The 20,041-nt window shown below is 44.5% G+C and carries 19 protein-coding genes and 1 riboswitch; of the genes, 9 read left to right on the top strand and 10 right to left on the bottom strand.

Going from position 1 to position 20,041, the window contains the following annotated elements:
• Positions 1-28 precede the first annotated feature (28 nt).
• Positions 29-1,141 carry an ArsR/SmtB family transcription factor gene (locus ACWJJ5_RS10345; protein WP_237587088.1) on the bottom strand — a complete coding sequence of 371 codons (1,113 nt, stop codon included), beginning with the start codon at positions 1,139-1,141 and terminating at the stop codon, positions 29-31.
• Positions 1,142-1,564: 423 nt separating this feature from the next.
• Here ACWJJ5_RS10345 and ACWJJ5_RS10340 point away from each other — a divergent pair, with 423 nt between their 5' ends.
• The 4 genes from ACWJJ5_RS10340 (at position 1,565) to ACWJJ5_RS10325 (ending at position 5,182) form a co-directional block, all read left to right on the top strand.
• Positions 1,565-3,232: a DHA2 family efflux MFS transporter permease subunit gene (locus ACWJJ5_RS10340; protein ID WP_454022389.1), complete on the top strand. Its 1,668-nt coding sequence runs from the start codon at positions 1,565-1,567 to the stop codon at positions 3,230-3,232.
• 86 nt (positions 3,233-3,318) lie between these two features.
• On the top strand, positions 3,319-4,287 hold the full coding sequence (locus ACWJJ5_RS10335; RefSeq protein WP_003152268.1) for a TIGR01212 family radical SAM protein: 969 nt from the start codon (positions 3,319-3,321) through the stop codon (positions 4,285-4,287).
• Positions 4,284-4,865, top strand: coding sequence for a tRNA (mnm(5)s(2)U34)-methyltransferase (locus ACWJJ5_RS10330; protein ID WP_007613246.1), 582 nt, complete (start codon positions 4,284-4,286; stop codon positions 4,863-4,865). Before ACWJJ5_RS10335 ends, ACWJJ5_RS10330 begins: the two co-directional genes overlap by 4 nt.
• 122 nt (positions 4,866-4,987) lie before the next feature.
• A complete protein-coding gene (locus ACWJJ5_RS10325) occupies positions 4,988-5,182 on the top strand; it encodes a hypothetical protein (RefSeq protein ID WP_021494493.1) in 195 nt (64 codons plus the stop codon).
• Between the two features lie 17 nt (positions 5,183-5,199).
• Here ACWJJ5_RS10325 and ACWJJ5_RS10320 read toward each other — a convergent pair whose 3' ends face one another.
• The 3 genes from ACWJJ5_RS10320 to ACWJJ5_RS10310 form a co-directional block, all read right to left on the bottom strand.
• The gene (locus ACWJJ5_RS10320) at positions 5,200-6,009 is read right to left on the bottom strand and encodes a glycerophosphodiester phosphodiesterase family protein (RefSeq protein WP_436335136.1); all 810 of its coding nucleotides are present in this window, start codon (positions 6,007-6,009) and stop codon (positions 5,200-5,202) included.
• Between the two features lie 103 nt (positions 6,010-6,112).
• Entirely contained in the window at positions 6,113-7,192 is a 1,080-nt protein-coding gene (locus tag ACWJJ5_RS10315; protein WP_278071947.1) for a tetraprenyl-beta-curcumene synthase family protein, read from the bottom strand.
• Between the two features lie 20 nt (positions 7,193-7,212).
• A complete protein-coding gene (locus ACWJJ5_RS10310; RefSeq protein ID WP_003152261.1) occupies positions 7,213-7,992 on the bottom strand; it encodes an alpha/beta hydrolase in 780 nt (259 codons plus the stop codon).
• A gap of 46 nt (positions 7,993-8,038) precedes the next feature.
• Between ACWJJ5_RS10310 and ACWJJ5_RS10305 the strand changes: the two genes are divergently transcribed.
• Positions 8,039-8,554: a gamma carbonic anhydrase gene (locus ACWJJ5_RS10305; RefSeq protein WP_025853382.1), complete on the top strand. Its 516-nt coding sequence runs from the start codon at positions 8,039-8,041 to the stop codon at positions 8,552-8,554.
• A gap of 175 nt (positions 8,555-8,729) precedes the next feature.
• Here ACWJJ5_RS10305 and alaP read toward each other — a convergent pair whose 3' ends face one another.
• From alaP to metK, 3 genes are all read right to left on the bottom strand, one after another.
• Entirely contained in the window at positions 8,730-10,133 is a 1,404-nt protein-coding gene (gene alaP, locus ACWJJ5_RS10300) for an alanine permease AlaP (protein WP_014418695.1), read from the bottom strand.
• Positions 10,134-10,337: 204 nt separating this feature from the next.
• Positions 10,338-12,236 carry an asparagine synthase (glutamine-hydrolyzing) gene (asnB, locus tag ACWJJ5_RS10295; protein WP_003152255.1) on the bottom strand — a complete coding sequence of 633 codons (1,899 nt, stop codon included), beginning with the start codon at positions 12,234-12,236 and terminating at the stop codon, positions 10,338-10,340.
• A 143-nt stretch (positions 12,237-12,379) separates the two neighbouring features.
• Complete coding sequence (gene metK / locus ACWJJ5_RS10290; protein ID WP_003152253.1) at positions 12,380-13,582, bottom strand: methionine adenosyltransferase; 1,203 nt, start codon at positions 13,580-13,582, stop codon at positions 12,380-12,382.
• A gap of 169 nt (positions 13,583-13,751) precedes the next feature.
• Positions 13,752-13,891: riboswitch (SAM riboswitch) on the bottom strand.
• A 197-nt stretch (positions 13,892-14,088) separates the two neighbouring features.
• Here metK and pckA point away from each other — a divergent pair.
• Positions 14,089-15,672, top strand: coding sequence for a phosphoenolpyruvate carboxykinase (ATP) (gene pckA, locus ACWJJ5_RS10285; RefSeq protein WP_077722730.1), 1,584 nt, complete (start codon positions 14,089-14,091; stop codon positions 15,670-15,672).
• A 42-nt stretch (positions 15,673-15,714) separates the two neighbouring features.
• On the opposite strand, the gene ACWJJ5_RS10280 is transcribed toward pckA, so the two are convergent.
• Positions 15,715-15,957, bottom strand: coding sequence for a DUF2584 domain-containing protein (locus ACWJJ5_RS10280; protein ID WP_003152249.1), 243 nt, complete (start codon positions 15,955-15,957; stop codon positions 15,715-15,717).
• 57 nt (positions 15,958-16,014) lie between these two features.
• Entirely contained in the window at positions 16,015-16,788 is a 774-nt protein-coding gene (locus ACWJJ5_RS10275) for an alpha/beta hydrolase family protein (RefSeq protein ID WP_015418056.1), read from the bottom strand.
• 138 nt (positions 16,789-16,926) lie between these two features.
• On the opposite strand from ACWJJ5_RS10275, the gene ACWJJ5_RS10270 reads away from it, so the two are divergent.
• The 3 genes from ACWJJ5_RS10270 to ACWJJ5_RS10260 are packed head-to-tail and all read left to right on the top strand — an operon-like array spanning position 16,927 to position 19,512.
• Positions 16,927-17,931: an ABC transporter substrate-binding protein gene (locus tag ACWJJ5_RS10270; protein WP_077722731.1), complete on the top strand. Its 1,005-nt coding sequence runs from the start codon at positions 16,927-16,929 to the stop codon at positions 17,929-17,931.
• 11 nt (positions 17,932-17,942) lie between these two features.
• A complete protein-coding gene (locus ACWJJ5_RS10265) occupies positions 17,943-18,725 on the top strand; it encodes an ABC transporter ATP-binding protein (RefSeq protein ID WP_003152246.1) in 783 nt (260 codons plus the stop codon).
• Positions 18,700-19,512, top strand: a complete 813-nt coding sequence (locus ACWJJ5_RS10260; protein WP_014418698.1) for an ABC transporter permease — start codon at positions 18,700-18,702, stop codon at positions 19,510-19,512. Before ACWJJ5_RS10265 ends, ACWJJ5_RS10260 begins: the two co-directional genes overlap by 26 nt.
• Before the next feature lie 35 nt (positions 19,513-19,547).
• Here ACWJJ5_RS10260 and ytkD read toward each other — a convergent pair whose 3' ends face one another.
• The gene (gene ytkD, locus ACWJJ5_RS10255) at positions 19,548-20,027 is read right to left on the bottom strand and encodes an RNA deprotection pyrophosphohydrolase (protein ID WP_003152244.1); all 480 of its coding nucleotides are present in this window, start codon (positions 20,025-20,027) and stop codon (positions 19,548-19,550) included.
• Between the last annotated feature and the right edge of the window lie 14 nt (positions 20,028-20,041).

The following is a 20,041-nucleotide window of genomic DNA, read 5'->3' as shown; positions in this document are numbered from 1 at the left end:
ATCCCGAAACTAACACCAACTATAAAACTTACTCATCCCCATCTAAGACTGGAACAGCTTTAAATTTTTTCAACAAACCGTTCAAAAGTGAATCGAATTTTGAAGAATTAAGATAATAGTATGTTTTATTTTGATTTCTCGTACTCTCAACTAAACCTTGCAATGTCAAAATTCTCATATGGTGTGAAATCGTTGCGTTGGTTAAATTTAGCTGTTCAGCAATCTCATTAGCATACATTTTTTTATGACTAAGTAAGATTAATATCTTGAACTTACTTTTATCCGATAAAAGCTTCAAAAAATCAATGATATGATTAATCTCTGCTTTCTCTAATGTATTTTCAAAAATTTTATCAACTTTATAACCAAGTCCAACATAAATGTTATCTTCACTTTTCGTAATAGTTGCAGTGTAAGGTAAAAGTGTTGGATATATATTAATATAATTACAAGATAAGTATTCCTTACCTTTTAACGTACTGATTATCTTTTTTGGAAAATCTATATTTATGTTTTTTAATTGATTCATCCACTCTTCTCTGAATTTAATTAAATTATAAATCGCCTCGTTAAGATAACCATTCACCGACATTAATTTGCTGCAAAATTGATCTACATAAGTTTTAGGAGATTTCATTACCTTAAATATGATCCACTTGTATTCGGGCTTTATATTTAGATTATTAAGTAGCTCAAATAAACTTTCCCTATCATTTAAATACTGTTGGGTAGATGTTTCGGTTTTAAGATCTCCTTGTAAATAAATTAGAGACTCTAAAATATTTTTTCTTATCTCTTCTTCTGTAACTGCAGACAAATAATCAATAATTTCAAAAAAATCTTTCGTGTAAATTTGTGGGATTTTAAAAAATGTTGTGGCTAAACAAAAAATATTTGCATTCCTAACATCTTTGTAGTCGCAAAAGCTGCCAAAATAAAAATTTAAAAACTCACTATCTAACTCTTTTATTCTTTTAAGATCATCTAGTAATACAAAATATTCATTATCTAAATTCAAACCCAATTTGGTTGTATAATCTTTGAAGAATTCCTCGTGTTTTAAGAATAGAATAGAGGATATCTTGTCAAAGAATTCTGAAACACTGTCATTTATTATTAACCGCACTTTTTCACACCCCATAAAGTCTTTTTCCACAAAGGAAAACGTTGTACTATCTTCATGCCAGACATTTTACATTTTTAATATTATCAATCAAAAGGAAACTTTCAAAGAATATTCATTTCTAATTAGCACTTACCTGACTGAGCATTATCATGAGCAGTCCTAGATTTATTAGACTTGCTTCACCTCATGCTAAGTATTCTCCTCATGTCATACTCTTCAGAAATCCTTAATCATCTCAGCTAGTTTACAGGTCCATTTAAGCTCTTAGTGAGTTATTTCAAGTTACAAAATTGTTGAATTATAAAAATATGATTTCGAGATAAGTGGATGAAAAAACAATTTATGAATAATATTGACACCTCTTAAGATTGCATTTATCATGTTTTTAGATATATATCGAATTTTAATTTAGATTAATATCTGATGGAGGTTGTAATTTTGAATTTCAAAAAATTAATTATGTTATCTGCATTATTATTAGGTACATTCATTTCGGTAATGGACACCACTATAGTAAATATTGCCTTACCTAAGATGCTGGATTACTTTTCGAGCAACCTTTCTCAAGTAGCTTGGGTGGCTACAGGTTATACTTTAGCTTTTGCAGTTTTATTAGTAGGTGCATCAAAGCTGGCAGACCATTTTGGAAGAAAAAAAGCTTTTATGTTTGGATTAGCACTTTTTATTTTGACATCAGTTATTGCCTGTTTGAGCACTTCAATTGAAATGCTTATCACAATTAGAGTGATTCAGGGATTATCTGCTGCTTTCATTGTGCCAGTTACAATGCCTATTGCTTTGGCCATCGTTCCTCAAAATAAAAAAGGATTGATCATTGGAATCTGGGGGGCTTTCTCAGGATTAGCAGCTACTTTAGGACCTGTACTTGGAGGATTATTAACTGAAAACTTTAATTGGCAAGCTATCTTCTTCATAAATATTCCTTTAGGCCTGATTTCTCTTTTTTTAGCAGCATTTTTTATTACTGAGAGTTATGATGAAACAGTGAGTAAAAAAATTGATTACATGGGGATTCTTATTTTATCCGGAGCTCTCTTCTGTTTAACCTTTGGCTTTGCAAAAGTATCTGATTTAGGCTGGTCATCACCATTAATTATCTCTCTTTTCGTAATCTCTGTATTATTATTCTGTTTGTTTTTCTTTATTGAATCTAAAATTAAAAACCCGATGATTCCCTTATCCATGCTGAAGATACGTACGTTTAGTTTCAGTTCTTTCACCCTCTTTATGCAGGGCCTTGGATTAACAAGCGGTACCCTTATTATTACTTTACTCCTCACGAATTTAATGGGAAAAACTGAATTAGAAGCGGGGTTAATTGTTTCTACATTAGCTCTATCATCTATGTTTACCTCTGTACTTTCTGGAAAGCTATCTGATAAACTCGGGGGCATTTGGCTTTCGGGTCTAGGTATGCTCGGTTTAACAATCACAACATATTTATATGGATACATACGATACGACAGTTCTGTAACAACGGTAATTATTCTGTTATGTTTGACCGGCTTAGCTTTAGGGCTTGTGATAGGACCGGCAATGAGTTCAGGGATACGGCTTATTCCTCCTGAGAAAGTAGGTATTGCCTCAGGTATTCTTAATATGATGCGGACAGTTGGACAAGCGCTAGGCATTGCCATACTTACATCTGTGCTTACAATGAATATAAATGATCACACAGCTTCTGCAAAAAAAGAAGCCATAACAATTGTGGAAAACAATCAGGTTTTTGATAAAAATGCAAAAAACGAGATAATAACTCACTTAAAGCATTCAGACAGTAAAGGTTTCGATCGAAGAAAAAGTATTGCTGAATTAAACAAAAAAGAGGAAGAAATTCTTTCTATAACCCCGGATCCATATAAAGAAAAGGTACAAAAAAGTTTCAATACTCAAAAGAAGGAAGTTATCGCTATCCAGAAAAAAATTTCAAATTTATATAATGAAAAAATAAGTGACAGTTTTAATAATACATTCAAATTAGGCAGTGTAATTCTTATTTTAGGAATTATTTTTGCATTGTTCAGTGATATTTCTCCAAAACGATTAAAACAACAACAGAAAAACCAGGTAGATATTACGCCTTGACCGTTCCATAATTGTTTCATTGTTCCGCTCCATCATTCATGCTACAATTTTAGGATGCATCTGATGTGAGGGAGGCTTTTTGAACATTGAACGAGAATAACCCTTTTCCTTATTCAAATACGGAAAAACGGTACCATACATTAAATTATCACCTGCGGGAGCATTTCGGGCATAAAGTGTTTAAAGTCGCGCTTGACGGCGGTTTTGACTGCCCGAATCGGGACGGCACGGTTGCACACGGCGGCTGCACATTCTGCAGCGCGGCGGGCTCCGGCGATTTTGCCGGCAACCGGGCCGATGACTTACTCACGCAATTTCACGATATCAAAAACCGTATGCACGAAAAGTGGAAAGACGGCAAATATATCGCATATTTCCAGGCGTTCACGAATACGCATGCCCCGGTAGAGGAGCTGCGTGAAAAATTCGAATCCGTCCTCAAGCTTGACGGTGTTGTCGGCATGTCTATCGCGACCCGTCCGGACTGCCTGCCGGACGATGTCGTGGAATATTTGGCAGAACTGAATGAGCGGACCTATTTGTGGGTTGAACTCGGGCTGCAGACCGTGCATGAGCGGACCGCACTCCTGATCAACCGCGCCCATGATTTTGACTGCTATGTTGAGGGTGTCAATAAACTGAGAAAACACGGCATCCGCGTTTGTTCCCATATCATTAACGGGCTTCCGCTTGAAAACAGGGACATGATGATGGAGACGGCCAAAGCCGTCGCTGATTTGGATGTGCAAGGCATTAAAATTCACCTGCTTCACTTATTAAAAGGCACACCGATGGTGAAGCAATATGAAAAAGGAAAGCTGGAGTTCCTTTCTCAAGAAGAATATGTAAGTCTTGTATGTGATCAGCTCGAAATCATTCCCCCGGAAATGATCGTTCACCGCATTACGGGAGACGGGCCGATCGAATTAATGGTCGGGCCGATGTGGAGCGTCAATAAGTGGGAAGTACTGGGCGCCATTCAAAAAGAGCTGGAAACACGGGGAAGCTATCAAGGAAAGCTCTTCAGAAAGACCGGGGAGGAGACCGCCCTATGACCTTGATGCACATCCTCCCTTTCAGTAAAGAATTGCTGAAGTCCGCCGCACAGGAAGGTGATATCACGGTTGACGCGACGATGGGCAACGGACATGATACATATTTTCTGGCCGGCCTTGTCGGTGAGACAGGACATGTCCATGCCTTTGATATTCAAGCGGACGCACTCGCTAAAACGAAGGAGCGGCTCGGTGCCGACTTCGGCCCGCGCGTCACGCTTCACCATAAAAGCCATGATCAAATAAAGGCATCGCTGCCTGAAGATGCGCACGGTCGTGTGGCTTGCGCCGTCTTTAATCTCGGCTATCTGCCAGGCGGCGATAAAAGCATTACGACAAACGGTCACTCAACCATTTCCGCGATCGAACAGCTCCTTGAACTGCTGAAGGAGAACGGGCTGATCGTTCTCGTTGTGTACCACGGGCATCCTGAAGGCAAGACGGAAAAAAGTGCATTACTGGAATACTGCAGCAATCTTGATCAGGAAAAAGCCCGCGTGCTGAGCTACGGCTTTCTCAACCAGCGGAACGACCCGCCGTTTATTATAGCGATTGAAAAGAAATCTGCCGGCAAATAAAGAATCGGCCTGTCATAAGCGGGCCGATTCTTTTTGTGTTTACTTTTCAAGAAAAATCAATTACTATGAAATAATGGAAAAAAGTTCACCTTTTAAGTGTAACGTCTGGGAGGAGCGGCAGTTTGAATATTCTTCGCATCATATTTTCAAGTGTTCCCTATGTGATGTTTGTCATCATTTTATCAAGACATTTAGGATTTGAGTTCGCGAAAACCTATTACTGGTGGTTTGCTGCATTTTTTGTCATCGGGCTGATCGGCAAATTCGCAATGCACCTTGCGGCAAAAAAGAAACCGTTTAAAAAAGAGACAGCGTAAAATGCGCATGTCTCTTTTTATTTACTGTTTTGCAGCACGCTGCGTGTATAAGCGGGATTGTTCGTAAAGACACCATCTGCTTTTTGTTTCAGCATAATAGGCGTCAGCGTATGCTCGTCTTCCTTATCAAAAAACACGTGCACTTTCATCTTATTGTGATGAATGCGCTTCACGACTGCTTCATTTGCCAATTTGGCGTTGAGCCCGACTGTATCAGCATACGTTCTGATTACTTGCAGCTGCTTATCATTTATCTCCTCAGCCTCGTGATCTTTTAATAATCGAACAAGAGGAATTTTTTTATTCATAGAACGAACTTTCTTTAAGCTCTTCCCGCTAAAAGACTCAATGACTGCTTTATGGCTGGAAATCAGCTTATGTTTTTGTAATATGTCAATCAGTTTCTTTTCCATCACCAGGCTGCCGTTGCTTTCTCTTGTCTCAATATAGTAATTGGCAGTTTGTCCGAATTTCTGGATGATTTCTTCTAATGTTAAAATCTTTTCTCCTTTTCCCGCATTCAGTTTCTTAATCTGAGCCAAAGACAGATCATCTGTCATCCCTTTACCATCTGTTGTCCGATCTACCGTTTTATCGTGAATCGCAATCAGACGGCCGTCCTTCGTCTCCCGTAAGTCTATCTCAATATAATCTGCTTTGTCTTTAATCGCACGTGCATAAGACAAAGCGGTATGTTCCGGCTCAATCGCAGAAGAGCCCCTGTGCGCTATCAAGACAGGATGATAGCCGGCGGAAGCATGGATGACGGAGCAGCCTCCGGAAATGGAAAGTAATGCTATGACCGCTAAATACTTTAATTTTTTCATAAAATTAAAGTATCATATTCTGCAGGCGCAAACAATGTTTCATTCTTCACGTCATAAATAAAAAAACTGCGCCGTCAATGTACACGAGAGGCGCAGTTCCCCATTACGAACTTTTCGTCCAAGCCATCTTCTGAAATTTGCGGTAGGCTCTTCCGTTGATATAAAAGAAAAATGACGTTTTTCCGCTTGCCCTGATCAGCTTTCGCGCGAGGCGGCCCATTTCTTTTTGGCCGGCGACTTTGTCATCGGATAAATAGACGCCGAGCAGCCCCCTGTTGATCAGCCGGTGAAAATTTTCATGCGGAATGCCTTGCAAATGTTCATCCGCTTTTTCAATAAAATGCTGCAGTCTCTGCATCATTTCTTCATGAGACTGATAATACGTACAGAAATTCAGATCGCCTTCAAGCAGATCTTCTTCCTGGTCAATTAAATAATCGAGCAGTATGTGCAGCCCTTGTATGTACGGAAAATAACTGCTGCGGATTTTCTCAGCGGTATGTTCGTTAAAATCAGGCTGGAATGAGTAAGCAACGAGACAGAAAATGCCTAACGTCGATCCGGCGCAGGCCGAGAACTCAAACCACTCCATTTCCGGAAGCTGTGACCGGTACTGCTCAAACCAGGCTTTAAGCCTCGGAACGCGTTCATGCTCAACGACATGCTTATGAACCTGAAGATCGCAATAATAATCACACAGCTCAAGCAAATAAGGTTTAATGATATCGTAATGTTCTATTGACCCGAGCACCCGCTGGCATGTTCTGACCAGCTCATGAAGATAACCGCCGTCATCCCGCTCCTCTCTGTACTGATAGTACGGCCGCACCTCGGCTCCGACCGTCAGCGCGTCACGCATGGAAAGATGAAGCATGCGGAAGTCCTTGGGATCAAGCGAGGTGCTGCGGTCGCACAGATTGTCCAGATAATCACTGATTGTCTGATACGCGATGATAAATTGCACGCATTTCTGTTTCTGCTCTCCCGAAAGCAGGGCTAAAATGCCGCCTCCTTCACAATGAAACGACTTATCGCGGATACTTGCGGCCGCCTGCTGCCGCAGTTCGGTATTTTTAATGGAATCTGATTTTTCCCGCCACATGTTCAATTCCTGATGAACGAGCGGAAAAATTTCCCGATACACTTTTGCCATAAGGTTAAAAGGATGTTCCGGTACTGTCAACATATGCACCCCCAGCGAATTCAAATATACTGATCTGTAAAGGCTTTTGCCGCCTTAAACACAGTTTCTCTTTCCGGTTCATTAAAAATTTCATGATAAAGCCCTTCCCATTCCCGGTACGATTTATTATGGGAAGCCACACCGGAAAACCATTTGCGGACCTTCATTTTATCGACGATTTTGTCATCACCGCCCTGCATAAGCAAAAGCGGCACCTTTAAAAACGCATCAGTCGGCACCATAGCGGCATCAATGGTTTTTAAAAGCTCTCTGTACCATCTTACGGATACCTTCGTGACATATAAAGAATCGTTTTGATCCGCTTCAATCATATCCGCATTCCTCGTTGCCATATCAGGTGATAAGCCGGAATCCACTCTGAGGGACGGAGCGAGGACGTTCAGTCCTTTAGACGCAAAATCAAGGACTTTATTGACTTTTATTTGCAGACCCAGACAAGGTGATGATAAAATGAGTGCCGTAATGCGGGGATTTCTCTGCTGCTTAAACCATTCTATCGCAATCAGTCCGCCCATGCTGTGGCCCAAAAGGAAAACGGGCGCTTCAAGCGTTCTCGCTTTATCAATCCATATATCTACTTCATCAATGTATTCTTGGAAAGAGCGAATATGCCCTCTGGCGCGGGTCGACGTTCCCTGACCGGGCAAATCGCCCATCACCACGTTATATCCGGAAGATCTCCACATTTCAACGAGCCATTTATAACGCCCGTGGTATTCGCTCGCCCCGTGGATAATGACAATGGTACCGACGGGCCTGTCTGCTTTCCAAGTCCACATGCAGTTCACCTCTTACATAAATTTAGAGAAAGAAGGATGAGACATGATAATCTACCCTTATAAACAATTTACGCCGGACATACATCCTGAAGCGTTCATTGCGGATAACGCCGTCATAACGGGCGACGTCGTGATCGGAGAACAATCGAGCATCTGGTTCTCGGCAGTCATCCGGGGGGATGTTGCGCCGACAAGGATCGGAAAAAGAGTCAGCATACAAGACTTGAGCTGTCTGCATCAAAGCCCGAACCGCCCGCTTCTTATTGAAGATGACGTCACGATCGGCCATCAGGTTACACTGCACAGCGCAATCATCAGAAAGAATGCTTTAATCGGTATGGGCTCCGTCATTCTTGACGGGGCGGAAATCGGAGAAGGCGCGTTTATCGGCGCCGGAAGTCTCGTTCCTCCGGGCAAAACCATTCCTCCCGGCTGTCTTGCGTTCGGCCGGCCCGCAAAGGTTATCCGCCGGCTGACAGAAGAAGACATACGGGACATGGAAAGAATCAGAACGGAATATGTTGAAAAAGGCCGATACTATAAAACAATGCAAGAGAAATAAAAAAGATCAGCTTTGTTTTACTACTGTACCATTTTTCAAAATATTATTTAAGTAAAAACCATTTGCATTCTCCCGATTGTCAGGAAACAGAAGCAAAATGTTCAGGAATTTGTTTTATTCTTCCCCCTTTTACCCGATCCTATGAAAAAAGAGCCCATTTCAGCGGGCTCTTTTTTTACGCTTTTTCGGCGAATGTCTGTCCGTTTTCCAGATCTATGTCTTTTCTTTTATGGAAACCTTTCCCGTAATAGGCGGCTAATAATATGCCGAACCAGACAGGACCGATGATGACGGCCACCCTGGTCTCTGCATCAAAAGCCATCAGCACAACGACAAAAGCCAGAAATGCCAGCGAGATATATGAGGAAAAGGGGTATAAAGGCATTTTATATTTGAGTTTTTTCCGTTGTTCCGGCTGTAAGCTTTTACGGTATTTCATTTGGGAAAGCAAAATAATCGACCATGTCCAAATTGCTCCGAACGTCGCAATGCTCGTCACCCACGTAAACACTTTCGCCGGCACCACGTAGTTCAGCAAAACGCCGATGCACAACGCGCCCGCTGAAACCAATACCGCTTTTCCCGGCACACCGCCTTTTGTGACCGTTCCGTATGCTTTAGGCGCTTCATTTTGCTCCGCCAGATTGAACAGCATACGCCCCGTGCTGAAGATCCCGCTGTTGCAGGAAGAAAGAGCCGCCGTCAATACGACAAAATTAATGATTCCGGCTGCAGCTGGTATTCCGATTTTTTCAAATGTCAAAACAAACGGGCTCCCGCCTGAACCAATTTCCTGCCACGGATAAATTGACATAATGACAAACAAAGCTCCGACGTAAAAAATGAGAATGCGCCAAAAAACAGTATCTATGGCCCGCGCCAATGATTTTTCCGGATTTTTGACCTCACCGGCTGTGACACCGATCAGCTCAATCCCGAGATAGGCAAACATGACCATCTGAAGCGACAGCAGCACCCCTTTAATCCCATTCGGGAAAAAGCCGCCGTGGCTCCATAAATTGCTGATTCCGAGCGCAACGCCTCCGTTTCCGAGACCGAATACGATCATCACCAGACCGATCGCGATCATTGACAGAATCGCCAATACTTTAATGAGTGCAAACCAGAATTCAAGCTCACCGTACGCTTTGACCGCCAGAAAGTTGACAGCCGTCATAATGACGAGTGCACAAAGCGCCCAGATCCATGACGGCACGTCAGGGAACCAGTAGCCCATATAAATGCCGACCGCGGTGATTTCCGCCATGCAGGTAACGACCCATAAAAACCAATAATTCCAGCCCGTTAAAAACCCGGCAAGCGGACCGAGATAATCTCTGGCATACCGGCTGAACGAGCCGGCTACAGGCTTTTGAATCGCCATTTCCCCCAATGCCCGCATAATAAAAAACATAATCAGTCCGCTGCAGGCGTAAGCGGCTAAAATCCCCGGCCCGGCAAGCTTTATGGCAGAAGCTGACCCGAGAAACAGCCCGACTCCAATCGCGGCGCCCAACGACATAAGCGAGATATGCCGCTCTTCCAAGCCGCGGTGAAGCGTTTTTTCTTTGTTTTGCATAACTCTCCCTCCCCCTGATTTTGACAAAGAAACAACAAACCGAGACGAAATAGCCAGAAAACTCTTTCCGGAATCTACCCGATTAGTCCTATTATAACCTTTTTCTGAATATTGCGTAATACTTTGTCGAAAACAGAGCGGAATAGACGGTTTACAAAAAACAATAAAAAAAAGGCTTTCGATAACATCGAAAGCCCTTTTGGATTAAACGAAAATGACTTCTTTCGGCTGATGATTCAGCTCTTCCGGCACCAATCTTTTCTCGACATTGATGCTGTGCCAGATCATGAAGATCAGCACGGTCCAGATTTTGCGGCTGTTGTCCGCTCTGTCGGCACAATGATCTTCCAGAAGCTGAAGGACATAATCCTTTTCAATATAAGCATCTGTTTCACTTTCGCGAATGATGTTGCGAACCCATTCGTTCATTTCATTTTTCAGCCAGTGGCGGATCGGCACAGGGAAGCCGAGTTTTTTGCGGTTAAGCACATGATCAGGCACTACCCCTTCAGCAGCTTTGCGCAGAAGGTATTTCGTCGTGCCGTTTTTCGTTTTCAGTTCATCCGGAATTTTAGAGGCCACGTCAAACACGACTTTATCAAGGAACGGCACGCGCAGTTCCAATGAGTTGGCCATCGTCATTTTGTCAGCCTTTAACAGGATGTCGCCGCGCATCCACGTATGGATGTCAACATACTGCATTTTATTAATGTCGCTGTATGAACGGCTTTCCGTAAAGTACGGCTTCGTGACATCACGGTATGAAAGCTCTGGATTGTAATGTTTGAGCAGCTGTTTTTTCACGGGCTCTTCAAAAATCTTCGCATTACCGATATAGCGCTCCTCAAGCGGTGTGCAGCCGCGGACTAAGAGGCTTTTCCCTCTCATTCCTTCAGGCATGACGGACGCCACATGAAGAAGCATTTTTTTCAGACCGGACGGAATGCGTTCAAACGGTTTAAGCGACAGCGGTTCGCGGTAAATATTGTACCCGCCGAACAGCTCGTCCGCGCCTTCCCCGGATAATGCAACCGTTACATGCTTTTTCGCTTCTTTCGCGACAAAGTACAAAGGAATCGCCGCCGGATCTGCAAGCGGGTCATCAAAGTGCCAGACGATTTTCGGAAGCTCATTCATATACTCCTCAGGAGAAATGACTTTGCTTATATTTTCAATCCCGAGCGCGGCAGCCGTTTCCTTCGCTACGTCAACTTCACTGAAGCCCTGCTGCTCAAAACCGACGGAAAATGTTTTAAGGCTCGGGTGAAATTCTTTCGCAACTGAGACGATAAAAGAAGAGTCAATACCGCCGGATAGAAACGAACCGACAGGAACGTCACTTCTCATGTGAACTTTGACAGAGTCAAAGATTGCGTCTCTGACTTCTTTCACCAATTTATCTTCATCAGACTGAACAGGCTTAAAGTTCGCTTTGAAATATGTTTTAAACGCGATGTCGCCTTCCGGGCGGATCGTAAACTGGCTGCCCGGCTCGACTTTTTTCACTTCAGCGTCAAGCGTGCTCGGTTCAGGAACGAATTGGAAAGACATATATTGCTGTAAAGAAGCTGTATCAAGATCAATACCGTTTTGAGCGGCCATTAAACTCTTTCTTTCAGATGCAAAATATACTTTGTCCCCGATGGTTGTGTAATACAGCGGTTTAATTCCGAACGGGTCTCTCGCGCCGTACATGACGCGGTCAGCCTTGTTCCAGATTAAAAACGCAAACATTCCGCGAAGCTTTGAAGCGGCTTCTTCTTTATAATGACGGTATGTCGCAAGGAGCACTTCGGTATCGGAATCTGTATTGAAAGTGTAGCCTTTCGCTTCAAGCTCTTCTCTCAATTCAATGTAGTTATAGATTTCGCCGTTAAAAATGATCCAATATTTTTCGTCTTCATATGATAAAGGCTGTCCGCCGTTTTCTACGTCAATAATACTGAGCCGTCTGAAGCCGAATCCGACGTGCTCATCATGATAATACCCATCGCTGTCAGGACCGCGGTGAACGATCATTTGGTTCATTTGTTTGATTAGCTCTTCTTGATCTGCGGTTTGAGTTAATGGATGCTTATTAAAAACACCGACAAATCCACACATAGTATAGCCTCCATAAGTGTAATTTTCTAATTGGACCCCCTTTTTATAGACGCTTTGTTACGCCATTGGTTTCACGCTATGTAAAAAATAAGCATGGCAGCATCTACAAAAAGGGAAAGCCGCTTAAGTAAGCGGCTATAAAATTATTCTCCTAGTGCTTCTTTGCGAAGCGCATCCGCCTTGTCAGTACGCTCCCAAGGAAGATCCACATCATGACGTCCGAAGTGGCCGTAAGCAGCTGTCTGCTTATAGATCGGGCGGCGCAGATCAAGCATTTTAATAATGCCGGCAGGTCTCAGGTCGAAGTTATTCCGTACGACTTCGATCAGTTTTTCTTCAGAAGCTTTTCCTGTATCAAATGTATTGATGGAAATAGAAACAGGCTGTGCCACGCCGATTGCGTATGCAAGCTGCACTTCACAAGAATCAGCAAGACCTGCTGCCACGATGTTTTTCGCTACGTATCTCGCAGCGTATGCCGCAGAACGGTCTACCTTCGTCGCATCCTTACCGGAGAATGCGCCGCCGCCGTGACGTGCATATCCGCCGTATGTGTCAACGATGATTTTACGGCCGGTAAGACCCGCATCACCTTGAGGTCCGCCGATTACGAAACGTCCCGTAGGGTTGATGAAGTATTTTGTTTCTTCATCGATCAGTTCCTCAGGCACAACAGGGTTAATGACATGCTCTTTCAGATTGCGCTGAATCTGCTCAAGCGTAATTTCCGGGTGGTGCTGAGTTGAAATGACGATCGCGTCGATGCGGACCGGCTTGTTGTTTTCATCATATTCAACGGTAACTTGCGTTTTGCCGTCAGGGCGAAGGTACGGAAGAATGTCTTCTTTGCGGACTTCGCTCAAACGGCGGGCTAATTTATGCGCCAAAGAGATCGGAAGCGGCATAAGCTCTTTCGTTTCGTTACACGCATAACCGAACATCAGGCCTTGGTCTCCCGCTCCGATTGCTTCGATTTCAGCATCGCTCATTGTGCCTTCACGCGCTTCAAGAGCCTGATCGACACCCATTGCGATATCCGCAGACTGTTCATCAATTGATGTTAAAACAGCGCAAGTCTCCGCATCAAATCCGTATTTAGCGCGTGTGTAGCCGATTTCTTTAATCGTTTCACGGACTGTTTTCGGAATGTCAACGTATGTTGATGTAGTAATCTCTCCGCTTACCAGCACAAGTCCTGTCGTTACAGATGTTTCGCAGGCCACGCGCGCGTTCGGGTCATTTTTTAAAATCTCATCTAAGATACTGTCAGAAATTTGGTCACAGATTTTGTCCGGATGACCCTCAGTAACAGATTCAGATGTAAATAGTCGACGGTTTTTACTCATTCACTTTTCCTCCTGAAAAAAGATCTTTTGCAAGACCTTCTCATATGATACGGAACTCGCTCCCTCTTAATACAATGTCATACTATATCAGAGAATGTTAATTGGCATATTTTATGAAATAAAAAAACCTTTTCCACTCGAGGAAAGGGTTTGGTCTGTGTGCCTTTCACTCTTATCGCTCAAGGAAAATATTAAACCTTGCATCAGGTTAGCACCTTGGTTTCCCACAGTGTTTTCACCTGCTTTTTTACAGAGAAACCGGTTGCTGGGCTTCATCGGGCCTGTCCCTCCGCCAGCTCGGGATAAGAGTATCCGCTCAATGAAATATCTTATCGTAAAAGGGCGGAAAGTGTCAATATGAATTAAAGCGATTGCGCGCCTTTATTTCGGGAAGCAATGGAAAAACACAAACAAAAAACCGCAAATAGTATAGACTATTTTCAGATATATGTTATACTAATTCCACATTCAGCGAAATACAAATAAACCGGCAAAGGAAGGTTTTTATGAAATTAGTTGATTTAACCGCAGATCTTCAAGCATTACTTGCAAGTCCGAATGTGCATCATAATTTATCGGCTCCAAAACTTACCGAAAAAGTAATCAGCCGAAATGAAGGAACGCTGACATCAACGGGCGCCGTACGCGCCACCACCGGCGCATATACAGGCCGGTCACCTAAAGATAAATTTATCGTCCGTGAACAAAGCACAGAAAATCAAATTGATTGGGGCGCGGTGAATCAGCCCATTTCTGAAGAGGCGTTTGAAAAGCTGTACGCCAAAGTCGTCAGCTACTTAAAACAGCGGGATGAACTGTTTGTGTTTGAAGGATTCGCGGGAGCGGATGAAAAATACAGACTGCCGATTACGGTCGTAAATGAATTTGCGTGGCACAATTTATTCGCGCGCCAGCTGTTTATCAGACCGGAAACGGATGAAAGAGACCCGCAAGCGCAGCCTTTCACCATTCTCTCAGCTCCGCATTTTAAAGCAGACCCGGAGACGGACGGCACGCATTCGGAAACATTTATCATTGTCTCTTTCGAAAAGCGCGTCATTTTAATCGGCGGCACCGAATACGCCGGAGAAATGAAAAAATCAATATTCTCCATTATGAACTTCCTGCTTCCGCAGCAGGATATACTGCCGATGCACTGCTCAGCCAACGTCGGTGAAAAAGGCGATGTCGCCCTGTTTTTCGGCCTTTCCGGCACAGGGAAAACGACGCTTTCAGCCGATGCGGACCGCAAACTGATCGGAGATGACGAGCACGGCTGGTCAGATTCCGGCGTTTTCAACATTGAAGGCGGATGTTACGCTAAATGTATCAATCTGAGCGAGGAAAAAGAACCGCAGATTTTTCGTGCGATCCGCTTCGGGTCTGTTCTTGAGAATGTCGTGCTTGATGAAAAAACGGGTGAAGCGGATTACGACAATTCCTTCTACACGGAAAACACAAGAGCCGCATATCCGATTGAGATGATCGGCAATATCGTGCAGCCTAGCATTGCCGGCCATCCGCAGGCGATCGTCTTTCTAACGGCGGACGCATTCGGCGTGCTTCCTCCGATCAGCAAACTGACGAAGGAACAGGCGATGTATCACTTCTTAAGCGGCTACACCAGTAAACTCGCGGGAACCGAACGCGGCGTGACATCTCCGCAAACGACTTTCTCGACGTGCTTCGGTTCACCGTTCCTTCCGCTTCCGGCACATGTATATGCCGAAATGCTCGGGCGTAAAATCGACGAACACGGCGTTCAAGTCTTCCTGGTCAACACAGGCTGGACCGGCGGAGGGTACGGAGTCGGAGAACGGATGAAACTTTCGTATACAAGAGCGATGGTCAAAGCCGCTATTGACGGCAGACTGAACCAGACTGACATGACGGCAGACAGCATTTTCGGCCTGCACAGTCCCGTTCATGTTCCGGGCGTGCCGGATGAAGTTCTTCAGCCTGAAAACACATGGAGCGATAAACAAGCATACAACGAAAAAGCGCTGTTTTTAGCCAATGAGTTTAAAGAAAACTTTAAAAAGTTTTCCCATGCAGACTCGATTGCCAAAGCCGGCGGACCTCTCGTGTAATCAAAAAAGCCAAGGGCGTTTATGCCCTCGGCTTTTGTTTTTTCAGTTTGTCGAATGAAGCGAAGTGAGTCTGTATGTAATGCTTGTCCGGCCGTTCGCCCATTCGAGCTTTTGGACCTCGCCGGTGCCGGATTTCTCTCCGGTTTTCGTTTTGCGCACGTCCATCGGAATATCAAGAGGATAGACGCGGTAGCCCTCTTTCTCCAATAAAAAGATATTTTCCTCTATCCGTTTTTCATTGCCTTTTGTCACAATCATGGTATTAAATTCAACAGGCATTCCCAAAATGAAAATCCCCTTTCATTCTCTTATTCTTTATTATCATATCATAAATCAGGCATCTTACCGTGTCTTCATCCATTCCGCCAGCCGCCGGACAATGCGTCTGTTTTCCTGCGGCGGAAAATAATGCGTAAAACCGCTGTAATACCAAGTTTCCACCGGTTTCCCCGCCTCTTTCAGCTTGTCCTCGATCATTCGGGCGTGTTCGATCGAAACATTCTCATCATTCTCTCCATGGATGAGCAGCACAGGGGCCTGAATGCGGTCTGCTTTTTCAAACGGCGAACGCCATCTGTATTCATCCGGCACCTTTTTCGGCGTGCCGCCGATCACCCGCTTCATCATCCGCCGCATATCCTTCCGCTCTTCATAAGTAAGCACCATATCGCTCACACCGCCCCATGAAACGAGTGAAGCCGCTTGATGCCCCATTTCAATCGCGGTCAAAAGCCCCATGATTCCGCCCCGGGAAAAACCGAAAATATGCACCCGTCCTTCCCTGACGTTCGGATGCTCCCGAAGAAGGCGGAAAGCGGAAAACGCGTCCTCTCTGTCCTCTCCCGCAAAATCTTCATTTCCCTCGCCGCCCTGGTTGCCTCTGTAATAAGGCGCAAACACGACAAAGCCTTGGGAAGCGAATTGAACGATTCTTCCGGGGCGTACCATGCCGACATTTTTTATGCCGCCGCGCAAATATAAAAAACCGTCATATGTTCCCGGCGCCGCAGGTTCGGCAAGGAGCCCCTTTACCTTCAGACCTTCTGACTCATAGCATACCGCAAAGAGGCGGACATGCGGACTCGGAGACGGGAACCTTTTCTTTTCTACCAGCAAAACAATGCGCCTCCTTATATCATCAGTTTTTTATTCTTTCCCAACGTGAATATGGGCACTCACACATTTTTTATACCCATCATACGATATGTAAAGCAGAAAAGGTTATTTTAACGCTTAAAACAAGGAGGTTACACCGTGAACAAATGGCTCAAAGCGGGCTGCGTTTTTGTCATATGCGCCTTTTTCCTGCTCATTCTTCCGGCTTGCAGACAGGAAGAAAGTCTGACAAAAGTAAAGGTGGCGGAAGTCACACACTCCATCTTCTATACGCCTCTGTATGTCGCTGAAGCAAAAGGTTTTTTTAAAAAAGAAGGGCTCCAAGTGTCACTTCAAACAACATGGGGCGGAGACAAAACGATGACATCGCTTTTGTCAAACGGGTCAGACATCGCGCTGGTCGGTTCTGAAACATCCATTTACGTGGAGGCGCAGGGAGCAAAAGATCCGGTCATCAACTTCGCGCAGCTGACACAGACGGACGGCACATTTCTCGTGTCGCGGAAGGATGAGAAATCATTCAAATGGAGCGATTTAAAAGGAAAAACATTTCTCGGCCAGCGAAAAGGCGGCATGCCCCAAATGGCCGGTGAGTACGTCCTGAAAAAGAATCACATAGAGCAGAAAAAAGACATTAACCTCGTTCAAAACATTGATTTCGCCAATATTTCCAACGCATTCGCATCCGGAACGGGTGATTATGTGCAGCTGTTTGAACCGACGGCATCCCAATTTGAAAAAGAAGGCATCGGTCATATCGTCGCATCCTTCGGAGAAGCTTCCGGCCAAGTGCCATACACAACCTTTATGGCAAAAGAAAGTTATTTGAAAAACAATGAAAAGACGGCGGAAAAATTCACCCGCGCCATCTATCGCGCCCAGCAATGGGTGGAAAGCCATCCGGCCAAAGACATCGCAAAAACGATTCAGAAGGAATTTGCCGATACAGACCCGGCCATTATCGAAACATCGATAGAGCGCTATAAAAAACAAAAGTCATTCTCTGCAGACCCAGTTCTGCAAAAGGATGAATGGGAACTGCTTCAATCTATTATGGATGAAGCCGGAGAGCTCCCGAAACACATTCCGTACAGCAAACTCGTCAACACAAAAATCGCCAAAAAAGTCACCTCAGAACAATAGGAGGAACATGAATGTCTTTTTTACATGTGGATCATGTAACACATACTTATTTCTCGCTGAAAGAAAAGACAACCGCCGTGAAAGATATACATTTTCAGATTGAAAAAGGGGATTTCATCTCCTTTCTCGGGCCGAGCGGATGCGGAAAAACAACACTCCTGTCCATTCTGGCCGGCCTTATCACCCCTGCGCAAGGCCGGGTGCTGATCGAAGGAAGCGTGCCGAACCATAAAGAACACCAAATCGGTTATATGCTTCAGCAGGATTATTTATTTCCTTGGAAATCAATTGAGGAAAACGTGCTGCTCGGTTTACACATTTCAAAAACATTAACAGAAGAAAAAAGAGCTGAAGTTCTCAGCCTTCTGCCTAAGCTCGGATTAATCGGCGTTGAAAAGAAATATCCGAAAGAGCTCTCAGGCGGAATGCGGCAGCGGGCGGCACTTGCCAGAACTCTTGCGCCGGACCCGGGACTGCTGCTCCTTGATGAACCGTTTTCCGCGCTGGACTTTCAAACGAAGCTTTCTTTGGAAAACCTTGTCTTCAGAACATTAAAGGATTTTCAAAAAACCGCCGTGCTCGTCACCCACGATATCGGTGAAGCCATCGCCATGAGCGATACGATCTATTTATTTTCGAATCAGCCGGGCACCATCCATCAAATATTCACCGTGCCTAAGGAGCTCGCGGCTTTAGATCCGTTTGACGCGCGTCAGGATCCGGCCTTTCAGCCGCTGTTTCAAACCATATGGAAGGAGCTGAATTCCCTTGAAAAACAGCAGCGGCACGATTGAACAGCTTCATCAGCAGTTTAAGAAAAGACACCAAAAAGAAAAGCTCCGGATCCGTGCGTATCAGGCCGCCATTTTCATCGTATTTTTTGCCGGATGGGAAATATCGAGCAGGGCGGGCTGGATCGATCCGTTAATCTTCAGCTCACCCTCCGCCGTTTGCAGGCTTTTAGTTGAAAAGATTGCGGACGGATCCCTTGCGGCGCACATCGGCGTAACCTTAGGAGAAACCGTTCTCGGCTTTTTGCTCGGCACGCTTCTCGGCACATGCCTCGCCGCTCTGTTATGGTGGTCAAACAGGCTCGCCCGGGTTTTAGACCCGTACCTCGTCATTTTAAACGCGATGCCGAAGGTCGCACTCGGACCGATTCTCATCGTGGCACTCGGACCGAATTTCACAAGCATTGTCGCCATGGGAGCAGTCATCAGTGTCATTATCACGACAATCGTCGTCTTTACGGCTTTTCAGGAAGTGGATGAAAACTATATTAAGGTGATGAAAACATTCGGAGCGAAAAGAAGCATCATGTTTAAAGAAGTCATTCTGCCGGCATGCGCCCCCGCGATTATTTCCGCGCTTAAAGTGAACGTCGGTTTATCCTGGGTCGGCGTCATCGTCGGAGAATTTCTCGTTTCCGAAAAAGGTCTGGGCTACATGATCATTTACGGATTCCAGGTCTTCAATTTCACTCTTGTATTCTTAAGCCTTCTGATCATCGCGATTTTTGCGACATTGATGTATCAGGGAGTCGAACTGTTAGAAAGAAAATGGACGAAAGGAAAAATATAAAAAAGACCCGTGCGTAAGCGCCGGGTCTCCGTTTTTTATGATTGAAATACGCCGTCCTCTTTCAGCTTTTTCAGACTGATCGGAAGCACCGAATCTTTCATAATGAAACTGAATTTTTTATTTCGGGGGAGATTCTCCGGCAGTTCGCTGAACAGCACCGGCCCCTTTGTTTCAAAATAGTCAGCCTGTTTTTCAAGCTTTTCAATATCGGCAAAATAAATATTCTTCACGATTACCTTTTCCCTGCCGAGAACTTTATACTGTCCGACGTACTTCAGATGTCTTACCGCGGCGCCGGTTTCTTCTTTCACCTCGCGCAGGGCCGCTTCCTCCGCACATTCCATCGGCTCCACTTTTCCGCCCGGAAATTCAAACCCCCGGTCTTCGTGCTCAGTCAAAAGCCACTTATCTCCATATCGGCATATGACCCATACATGCTTCGGGCTGTCTGAAAAAGGCTGGTGTTCAAAGGAGAGCTGAACAGTATTCTGATAATAGTCTTTAAACTCGTACATGTTTATCCCTCTAA

The organism is Bacillus sp. JK74 (genome assembly GCF_053663395.1).
The sequence above is the reverse complement of the archived record's forward strand: the minus strand, read 5'-3'. Positions and strand labels throughout refer to the sequence as shown.

Excerpts from the sequence above, each read along its gene's own strand:
- asnB (WP_003152255.1), bottom strand. The coding sequence starts at position 12,236 with ATGTGTGGATTTGTCGGTGTTTTTAATAAGCATCCATTAACTCAAACC.
- ACWJJ5_RS10265 (WP_003152246.1), top strand. The coding sequence starts at position 17,943 with ATGTCTTTTTTACATGTGGATCATGTAACACATACTTATTTCTCGCTG.
- ACWJJ5_RS10310 (WP_003152261.1), bottom strand. The coding sequence starts at position 7,992 with ATGTGGACTTGGAAAGCAGACAGGCCCGTCGGTACCATTGTCATTATC.
- ytkD (WP_003152244.1), bottom strand. The coding sequence starts at position 20,027 with ATGTACGAGTTTAAAGACTATTATCAGAATACTGTTCAGCTCTCCTTT.
- ACWJJ5_RS10330 (WP_007613246.1), top strand. The coding sequence starts at position 4,284 with ATGACCTTGATGCACATCCTCCCTTTCAGTAAAGAATTGCTGAAGTCC.
- pckA (WP_077722730.1), top strand. The coding sequence starts at position 14,089 with ATGAAATTAGTTGATTTAACCGCAGATCTTCAAGCATTACTTGCAAGT.
- ACWJJ5_RS10345 (WP_237587088.1), bottom strand. The coding sequence starts at position 1,141 with ATGGGGTGTGAAAAAGTGCGGTTAATAATAAATGACAGTGTTTCAGAA.
- ACWJJ5_RS10320 (WP_436335136.1), bottom strand. The coding sequence starts at position 6,009 with ATGAAAAAATTAAAGTATTTAGCGGTCATAGCATTACTTTCCATTTCC.
- metK (WP_003152253.1), bottom strand. The coding sequence starts at position 13,582 with ATGAGTAAAAACCGTCGACTATTTACATCTGAATCTGTTACTGAGGGT.
- alaP (WP_014418695.1), bottom strand. The coding sequence starts at position 10,133 with ATGCAAAACAAAGAAAAAACGCTTCACCGCGGCTTGGAAGAGCGGCAT.